Here is a 9,841-nt window from a genome sequence, read left to right as displayed (position 1 = left end):
GCACTGTGGCGGTCGCTGGGTGTCGTCCCGGACGCGGTGGTCGGTCACTCGCAGGGCGAGATAGCCGCCGCTGCCGTCTCGGGGGCGTTGTCACTGGAGGATGCCGCCCGGGTGGTGGCCCTTCGTGCCGCGGTGATCGGCCGGGAGCTGGCGGGGCTGGGCGGTATGGCGTCCATTCCGCTGCCGGTGGCGGACGTGGAAGCCCGGCTGGAGGCCTGGGCCGGGCGGCTGGGTGTCGCCGCCGTCAACGGGCCGTCCAGCACCGTCGTCGCGGGTGATGCGGATGCCATCGTGGAGTTCGTCGCCGCCGCCCAGGCGGAGGACATCCGGGCCCGCCAGGTGCCCGTCGACTACGCCTCCCACTCGGCTCACGTCGAGCGGATCGAAGCCGAACTCCTCGACGTGCTGGGACCGATCCGGCCGCAGCGTCCGACGGTTCCGTTCTACTCGACGGTCACGGGCGGGCTGCTGTCGGAGCCGGTCCTGGACGCCGCCTACTGGTACCGCAACCTGCGCCAGCCCGTCCGCTTCGAGGAGACCGTCCGCACGCTGCTCGCCGACGGCTTCGGCACGTTCGTCGAGTCCAGTGCCCACCCGGTCCTGACGATCGGTATCCAGGAGACCGCAGAGGTGGCGGGCGTCGACGTCCTGGCCGTCGGCTCGCTGCGCCGCGATGACGGCGGGCTCCAGCGTCTGCTGACCTCCGCCGCCGAGCTCTTCGTACGCGGCGTCGACATCGACTGGCCCGCGCTCTTCGACGGCACCGGCGCCCGCCTGACCGACCTGCCGACGTACGCCTTCCAGCGCTCCCACTACTGGGCGCCGACCTCCCCCGCCGGTGTCGGCGACGCCGCCGCCGCACGGTTCGGGATGGACTGGGAGACCCACCCGCTGCTGGGCGGTGCCCTGCCGCTCGCCGCGAGCGGGGAGCTGCTCTTCGCCGGGCGGATCTCGCGGGCCGAGCAGCCGTGGACCGCCGACCACGCCGTCTCCGGCCGGACCCTGCTGCCCGGCACCGCCTTCGCCGAGCTGGCTCTGCACGCGGCCGCCGCGACGGGTTCGGCCGGACTGGAGGAACTCGGCCTCGAAGCCCCGCTCGTCCTGCCGGACCGGGGCGGCGTCCGTATCCAGGTACGGGTCGCGGCGCCCGACGACAGCGGGCGCCGCCGGGTGACCCTGCACTCCCGCCCCGAGGGCGACGACGCCGAGTGGACGCGGCACGCCGACGGCGTCCTGCGCCCGGCCGACGCCGCTCCCGCCGTCCCCGTCCCCGCCCCGGCCGAGTGGGCCGTGGCGCAGGCCTGGCCGCCGGCCGGCGCCGAGCGCGTGGAGCCGGACGAGGTCTACACGCGGTTCTCCGACCTCGGCTACGAGTACGGGGAGGTCTTCGCCGGAGTCGAGTCGCTGTGGCGGCGCCCCGGCGAGGTCTTCGCCGAAGTCCGCCTCCCCTCCCGGGCCCGGGCCGACGCCGCCCGCTTCGGCGTGCACCCGGCACTCCTGGACGCCGCGCTCCAGCCCTGGCTGGCCGGCGACCTCCTCGCCGTTCCCGCCGATTCCGTCCTGCTCCCCTTCGCCTGGCAGGGCGCCACCCTGCACGCGGCGGGCGCCGACGCGCTGCGCGTGCGCCTCGCGCGGACCGGCGAGGGCGCCGTCTCGCTGGAGGCCGTCGACCCGACCGGCGCGCCCGTGCTGACGCTCGACGCGCTCGTGATGCGGCCCGTCCCCCGGGAACGGCTGGACGCGCTGCTCGGTGCGGCCGAGGCGGAACCGCCCCTGTACCGGGTCGACTGGCGGGCTACCGCCGTCGGCCGGGAGCCGGCCGTCCGCACCGCCGTGGTGGGCCCGGACCCGCTGGGCATCGGGGGATCCGAGGCCGTCCACCCCGACCTGGCGGCGCTGGTGGCCTCCATGGACGCGGGCGCCCCCGCCCCGGACGCCGTCGTCGTCACCTTCCCGGCCCCGGCCGGGGCCGCCGCCGGTGCGGCGCCCGGCGCGCCCGCGCCCGGTGAGGTACGCGAACTCACCGCGCGGGGCCTCGCCCTGGTGCAGGAGTGGCTCCGGCAGGACGACCGGCTCGCCGCGGCCAGGCTGGTCGTGCTGACCGAACGCGCCGTCGCCACCACGCCCGGGGAATCCCCGGCCGGGCTCGCGGCCGCCGCGCTGTGGGGCTTCGTACGGTCCGCGCAGAGCGAGCACCCGGACCGTTTCACCCTCGTCGACACGGACGGTACCGGCTCATCGGCGGCGGCGCTGGCCGGGGCGCTCGCCACCGGGGAACCGCAGCTCGCGCTGCGCGACGGGCAGGCGTACACGCCGACCCTGAGCCGGGCGGAAACGGTACCCGCCGGGGCCGCGCGGCCGTTCGACCCCGAGGGGACCGTCCTCGTCACCGGCGCCACCGGCACGCTCGGCCGGCTCGTCGCCCGCCACCTCGTCACCGCGTACGGCGCCCGGCACCTGCTGCTCGTCAGCCGCAGCGGGCCCGCCGCCGAAGGGGCCGCCGCGCTCGAAGCGGAACTGACGGCGCTCGGCGCCCGGGTGGAGATCGGCGCCCTCGACACGGGCGACCGCTCCGCGGTCGCGGCACTGCTCTCGGGCATCCCCGGCGCCCACCCGCTGACCGCGGTGATCCACGCCGCGGGCGTTCTCGACGACGGCGCCGTCACCACGCTCACCCCGCAGCGGCTGGACACCGTACTGCGGCCCAAGGCGGACGCCGCCCTGCACCTGCACGAACTCACCGCCCACCTGCCCCTGTCCGCGTTCGTGCTGTTCTCCGGCGCCGCCGGACTCCTCGGCCGCCCCGGCCAGGCCAACTACGCCGCCGCGAACACCTTCGTGGACGCCCTGGCCCAGCACCGCCGGGCCGCCGGGCTGCCCGCCGTATCCCTCGCCTGGGGACTGTGGGGCGAGGCCAGCGGAATGACCGGGCACCTCTCCGACACCGACCTGCGCCGTATGCGACGCTCCGGAATCGCCCCGATGGACAACGCGCAGGGCCTCGCGCTCTTCGACCGGGCCCTCGCGGCCCCCGCCGACGCCGACGCCCTTGTGGTCCCGCTGCGCCTGGACGTCCCGGCCCTGCGCCGGGAGCGGGCCGCCCACGGGCCCGACGCCGTACCGGCCCTGCTGCGGGCCCTGGTACCGGCAGCCGCCGGGACGCCGCGCGCCGCCGCCACCGCACCGTCCGCCGGCGCGTCCGGCCCGGGCGGCGACGGCGGCACGGGTGGCGGGGCGCAGGCCCTGGCCCACCGCCTCGCCGGGCTCGACGCCGCCGCCCGCGGCCGGGAACTGCTCGCCCTGGTACGGACGCAGGTCGCCGCCGTACTCGGCTTCACCGGCCCCGACGCGGTCGAACCCGCCCGCGCCTTCCGCGAGATCGGCTTCGACTCGCTGACCGCCGTCGAACTGCGCAACCGGCTGAACGCCGCCACCGGACTGCGGCTGGCCGCCGCAGTCGTCTTCGACCACCCCACCGCCCAGGCCACCGCCGAGCACATCGACGCGGAACTGCGCGCCACCGCCGGCGGCGGCAAGGAAGCGGGCGAGGCGGCCCTCGCCGGGCTCGACGCCCTGGAGGCGGCCGTCGCGGCCATGGCCGGCGACGACATCCGCCGCGAGACCCTCCAGCGGCGGCTCGCCGCACTCGTCGCCGGCCTCGGTGGCTCTCCGGCGGGTCCCGCCGCCACCGCGGACCCGTACCAGGCCGCCGCCGGAGCGCGGCTGGACTCGGCCGACGACGACGAACTTTTCGCCTTCATCGAGGAGCAGCTGTGACGGGCACCCCCACCTCCGACGCCCCCGCCCCCGCCGACAACTCGGCGAAGATCAGGGACTACCTCAAGCGGGTCACCGCCGAACTCGTCAGCACCCGTGAGCGGCTGCGTACCGTCGAGGAAGCCGCCCGCGAACCCATCGCGATCGTCTCCATGAGCTGCCGCCTCCCCGGCGGGGTCCACACCCCCGAGGCCCTGTGGCAGCTCCTGGAGTCGGGCACCGACGCGATCTCCGGCCTGCCCGGCGACCGCGGCTGGGACCTGGACGCGCTCTACGACCCCGACCCCGGGGCGCCCGGCACCAGCTACGCCAGGGAAGGCGGCTTCCTCTACGACTGCGCCGACTTCGACCCGGAGTTCTTCGGCATCTCCCCCCGCGAGGCCCTCGCCATGGACCCGCAGCAGCGCCTGCTGCTGGAGACGGCCTGGGAAGCCTTCGAACGCGCCGGCCTCACCCGGGACGACGTCCGCGACAGCCGCACCGGCGTCTACGCCGGCGTCATGTACGACGACTACGGCTCGCGCGTCCCGCACACCCCCGGCGCCCGCATCCCCGAAGGCCTGGAGGGCTACCTCGTCAACGGCAGCGCGGGCAGCGTCGCCTCGGGCCGCGTCTCCTACACCTTCGGCCTGCGCGGACCGGCCGTCACCGTCGACACCGCCTGCTCCTCCTCGCTGGTTGCCCTGCACCTCGCCGCCCAGGCCCTGCGGGCCGGCGAATGCGACCTGGCGCTCGCGGGCGGGGCGACCGTGCTGTCCACGCCGACCATGTTCATCGACTTCTCCCGCCAGCGCGGGCTCGCCGCCGACGGCCGCTGCAAGGCCTTCTCCGATTCGGCCGACGGCACCGGCTTCGGCGAGGGCGCCGCAATGCTGCTGCTCCAGCGGCTGTCCGACGCCCGCCGTGAAGGCCGTACCGTACTGGCCGTCCTCCGTGGCTCCGCCGTCAACCAGGACGGCACCGGCGCCGGCCTCACCGCTCCCAACGGGCCCGCCCAGCAGCGCGTCATCCGCGCCGCCCTGGCGAACGCGGGGCTCACCGCCGACCAGGTCGACGCCGTCGAGGCACACGGCACCGGCACCAGCCTCGGCGACCCCATCGAGGCGCACGCCCTGCTCGCCACCTACGGCCAGGCCCGTCCGGCCGGGCAGCCCCTGCTGCTCGGCTCCCTCAAGTCCAACATCGGGCACGCCCAGGCCGCCGCCGGGGTGGCCGGGGTCATCAAGACCGTCCTGGCCCTGCGCCACGGCGTCCTGCCCAAGACCCTGCACGCCGAGGAGCCGTCCCGGCAGATCGACTGGACGGCCGGCGCGGTCACCCTGCTCACGGAGAGCACCCCCTGGCCCTCGCGCGCCGACGGCCCCCGCCGCGCCGGGGTCTCCGCGTTCGGCGCCAGCGGCACCAACGCCCACGTCATCCTCGAAGCCGCCGACCAGCCCGCCGACCAGCCCGCCGAAGCCGGGGCCGAAGCCGGGGCCGAAGCCCCGGCCCCGGCCCAGGCCGGCGCAGCGGGCGGGGACGGCCCCGCACCCGGGACCACCGCGTGGGCGCTTTCCGCCCGGGACGTGCCCGCCCTGCGGGCCCAGGCCCGCCGGCTCGCCGACCACCTGGCCGGCCGGCCCGCGGACCCCGCCGCCGTGGCCTCCGTACTCGCCCACCGGCGCACCGCCTTCCCCGAGCGCGCCGTCGTCCTCGGCGAGGACCCCGAGACCCTGCTGCGCGGCCTGGAGTCCCTCGCCTCCGACGCCCGCCCGGACGCGCGCCTGGTGGTGACCGGCCGGGCCGCAGGCGGCAGCCGGCGTACCGCCTTCCTCTTCACCGGCCAGGGCAGCCAGCGCCCCGGCATGGGCCGCGAGCTGTACGCCGCCGAGCCGGTGTTCGCGGCCGCCCTCGACGAGGTGTGCGCCGCCTTCGCCCCCCACCTGGAACGCCCCCTGCGCACGGTCATGTTCGCCGCCCCCGGGACGCCGGACGCCGCACTGCTGGACCGCACCGAGTACACCCAGCCCGCCCTGTTCGCCCTCGAAGCGGCCCTCCACGCGCTCGTCACCTCACGCGGCGTCCGCCCCGACGCCGTCGCGGGCCACTCCGTCGGCGAGATCACCGCCGCCTACGCGGCCGGCGTGTTCTCGCTGCCCGACGCCGCCCGGCTGGTCGCCGCCCGGGGCCGGCTGATGGGCGAACTGCCCGAGGGCGGGGCGATGGCCGCGCTCCAGGCGGGCGAGGAGGAGGTGCGGCCGCAGCTGGCGGGCCGGGAGGCACGGATCGACCTCGCCGCGGTGAACGGGCCGGCCGCCGTGGTGGTCGCGGGCGACGAGCCGGACGTGGCGGAACTGGTCGAGTACTGGAAGAGCCGCGGCCGCGCCGCGAAGCGGCTGACCGTGAGCCACGCCTTCCACTCGCCGCACATGGACGGCATGTTGACACAGTTCGAAACGATCGCTCGCGGTCTCGAATACCACCCGCCCAAGATTCCTGTCATGTCGAACCTGACCGGACGGCTCGCCACCGGCGACGCCCTGCGCACCGCGGACCACTGGGTCCGCCATGCGCGCCGTCCGGTGCGCTTCCTCGACGGCGTCCGCGCCCTGCGCGCCGAAGGCATCGACAGCTTCCTCGAACTGGGCCCCGACGCGGTCCTCACCGCGATGACCCGCACGATCCTCGACCACGACCACGACCACGGCCACGGCGACGACCACGACCTCGGCCACGGCCACGGCCACGGCGACGGCCAGGACCATGAGCTCGGCGACGACCGGGCCGCCGCCCCCGTGACCACGATCGCCGTGCAGCGCCGCCGCAAGCCAGAGGCGCGGGCCTTCGCCGAGGCCATGGCCGCCGCCCACGTCCATGGTCTCGGCGCCGAGACCGCCCCCCGTTCCGCCTCCGGCGCGGACCTCGCCGCACAACTGCCGACCTACGCCTTCCAGCGCTCCCGGTACTGGCTCGACGCCCCGGCCCCCGCGCACGGGGAGGACGGCCTGGCGGCCGCCGGGGTCGACACCGCCGGACACCCACTGCTCGCCGCCCGCGTGGAACTCCCCGACGGCCAGGGCACGGTGTGGACGACGAACCTGTCCGCCCGCGCCCATCCCTGGCTCGCCGGGCACACCGTCGCCGGACGCGTCGTCGTCCCCGGCACGGCCCTCCTCGAACTCGCCCTGACGGCCGCCTCCGCCACCGGGGACCGGATCGCGGAACTCACCTTCGACAGCCCGCTCGTGCTGCCCGACGAGGCGCCCGTACGGCTGCGCGTCCACCTCGGCGCCGCCGACGCCGACGGGACGCGCCCCCTGCGGATCCACTCCGCCGCAGCAGGCGCCGACGACTGGACCCCGCACGCCACCGGCCGCACCGCGCCCGCCCGGGCCGCGGCCCCGGACGACGCCTTCGCCCCCCTCGGCGGGGTCTGGCCGCCCGAGGGCGCCGAACCCGTCGCCGCCGAGGGCGAGTACGAGCGGTTCGCCGCCGCAGGGATCGGCTACGGGCCCGCGTTCCAGGGCCTGCGGGCCGTCTGGCGCCGGGGCGACGAGGTCTTCGCGTACGCCGCCCTGCGCCCGGAGGAGAGCGCCGACGCCACCGGCTACGGCCTGCACCCCGCCCTCCTCGACGCCGCCCTGCACGCCGTCACCGCCACCCGGCCCGACGCCCACGGGCTCGTACCGTTCTCCTGGACCGGAGCCGCCCTCCACGCCCACGGCGCCGACGCGCTGCGGGTGCGGATCACCCCGGCCGGCCCCGACGCCTACGCCGTGAGCGCCGCCGACCCCGAGGGGCGGCCCGTCTTCGCCGCCGGCTCGCTGGCCCTGCGCCGGGTCCGGGCCGACCGGATCGCCGACGCCGCCACAGCTCCCGCGCCGCTGCTGCGGCCCGCGTGGACCCCGCTGCCCGCCGACCCGGGACAGCCCTCCGGGACCAGGTGGCTGCTACTCGGCGGGGCCGCCCCGGCGCTGGCCGGCGCCCTGACCGCCGCCGGAGCGGACGTCCGGATCGGGACCGACTCCGACGCGCCGTTCGCCGACCTGCCGGCGGGGCCCGTCCACGCCGTGGCCGACCTGCGCGGCGAAGACGGCGAAGACGGCGGGGACGGCCCGCGGGCCGTGGGCCGCCGCGTCCTCGCCCTCGCCCGGCAGTGGCTCGCCGCGGACCGCCCGGCCGGATCCCGGCTGACCGTCCTCACCCACCAGGCGGTCACCACCGGCCCCGGACAGCCCGTCACCGACCCGGCCGCCGCCGTCGCCTGGGGTCTGATCCGCTCGGCCCAGACCGAACACCCCGGACGGTTCGCCCTCGTCGACACCGACGAGCAGCCCGCCTCGTACGCGGCCCTGCCCGCCGCCCTGACCCGCGCGGACGGCGCCGACCAGCTCGCCCTGCGCGCCGGCACCCCGCACACCCCCGGCGTCGTCCGCGTCACCACAGCGCCCGGCACCGCCGCTTGGAACCCCGACGGAACGGTCCTCATCACCGGTGGCACCGGCGGCCTCGGCTCCGCCGTGGCCCGCCGACTGGTCACCGAACACGGCGTACGCCACCTGCTGCTGACCAGCCGGCGCGGCCCGGACGGCCCCGGCGCCGCCGCACTGGCCACCGCACTCACCGCAGCCGGCGCCCACACCGTCGAACTCGCCGCATGCGACGCCGCCGACCGCACCGCCCTCGCCGCGCTCCTCGCACGGATCCCCGCCGAGCACCCGCTCACCGCGGTCGTCCACACCGCCGGCGTCCTCGACGACGGCCTGCTCACCGCGCAGGATCCCGCGCGCCTCGAAGCCGTCCTGCGGCCCAAGGCCGACGCGGTCCGCGCCCTCCACGACCTGACCCGGGACCTGGAACTCGACGCGTTCGTCCTCTTCTCGTCGGCCGCCGCGCTCCTCGGCAGCGCCGGGCAGTCCACCTACGCCGCCGCCAACGCCTACCTCGACGCGTTCGCCTCCTGGCGCCACGGCCAGGGCCTGCCCGCGGTCTCCCTCGCCTGGGGCCCCTGGGCGGGCGCCGGCATGGCAGGCACCCTCGCCGAAGCCGACGCGGCCCGGCTGCGCCGCAGCGGCATCGTCGCGCTCCCGCAAGCCGAGGCCCTCGACCTCTTCGACGCCGCATGCGCCCGCGAGGACGCCGTCCTGCTGCCCCTGCGCATCGACCCCGCCGCTCCCCGTGACGCCCTGCCGCCCGTCCTGCGCCCGCTCGCCGGGCAGGCGACCCGCCGCGCGGCGGGGGCGGTCCGAGCCGGGGCCCCGGCCGGGGACGGCGGGCCGGAGCAGCGCCGGGCGACACTCGCCGACCGGGTCGCCGGTCTGCCCCGGGCCGAACGCTCCGCGCTCGTCCTGGACCTCGTACGGACCGAGGTCGCGGCCGTACTCGGCTACGCGGGCCCGGCCGAGGTCGGCGTCCACCGCAGCTTCCGGGAAGCCGGCTTCGACTCGCTCACCGCCGTCGAACTGCGCAACCGGCTCGGCGCCGAGACCGGCCTGCGGCTGACGGCGACCCTCGTCTTCGACCATCCGACGCCCCTGGCCCTCGCCGAGCACATCGACGGGGAACTGCCCGGCGCCGAAGCCTCCGTACTCGCCCTCATCGGCCGGCTCGGCGAGGAGACCGCCCGGGCCGACCTGGACGAGGACGCCCGGCGGAAGATCGCCGACCGGCTGTCCGTCCTGCTGGCCGGGCTCGGAGTGGCGGCCACCACCGCACCGCCGCAAGCCGCTGCCTCCGACACCGACACCGAAACCAACGCCGGCTCCGATACCGGAACCGTCACCGAACTGCTCCATTCCGCCTCCGACGACGAACTGTTCCAGCTGCTCGACAGCGGCTTCCGCGCCATTTGAAGCCCTGCACCGAACACCTCCAGGGGAGAGCCGTGTCTGCTCACGACGCCACCAGCCAGGACTCCACCACGGGCAACGAGGCCAGGCTCCGCGAGTACCTCCGCCGGGCCATGACCGAGCTGCACGAGACGCAAGCACGCCTCCGCGAGGTCGAGGAGCGGAGCACCGAACCCCTGGCGATCGTGGGGATGGCGTGCCGTTTTCCGGGTGGGGTGAGTTCGCCGGAGGGTTTG

At 76.9% G+C, this 9,841-nt stretch carries 2 protein-coding genes and 1 pseudogene; all 3 read left to right on the top strand.

Annotated features, from left to right (window positions below):
• A partial coding sequence (locus tag IE207_RS32685) for a type I polyketide synthase (RefSeq protein WP_190187962.1) occupies positions 1-3,777 on the top strand: 3,777 nt, incomplete at its 5' end.
• A gap of 38 nt (positions 3,778-3,815) precedes the next feature.
• Positions 3,816-9,608, top strand: a pseudogene (locus IE207_RS32680) (type I polyketide synthase); the annotation flags it as partial.
• Positions 9,609-9,640: 32 nt separating this feature from the next.
• Positions 9,641-9,841 (top strand): polyketide synthase docking domain-containing protein (locus tag IE207_RS32675; protein ID WP_190187960.1); only part of this gene is annotated, 201 nt, incomplete at its 3' end.

This window comes from Streptomyces cirratus (genome assembly GCF_014650775.1).
In the GTDB taxonomy this organism is placed as follows: Bacteria; Actinomycetota; Actinomycetes; order Streptomycetales; family Streptomycetaceae; genus Streptomyces; species Streptomyces cirratus.
This window is presented reverse-complemented; position numbering and strand designations above follow the sequence as displayed.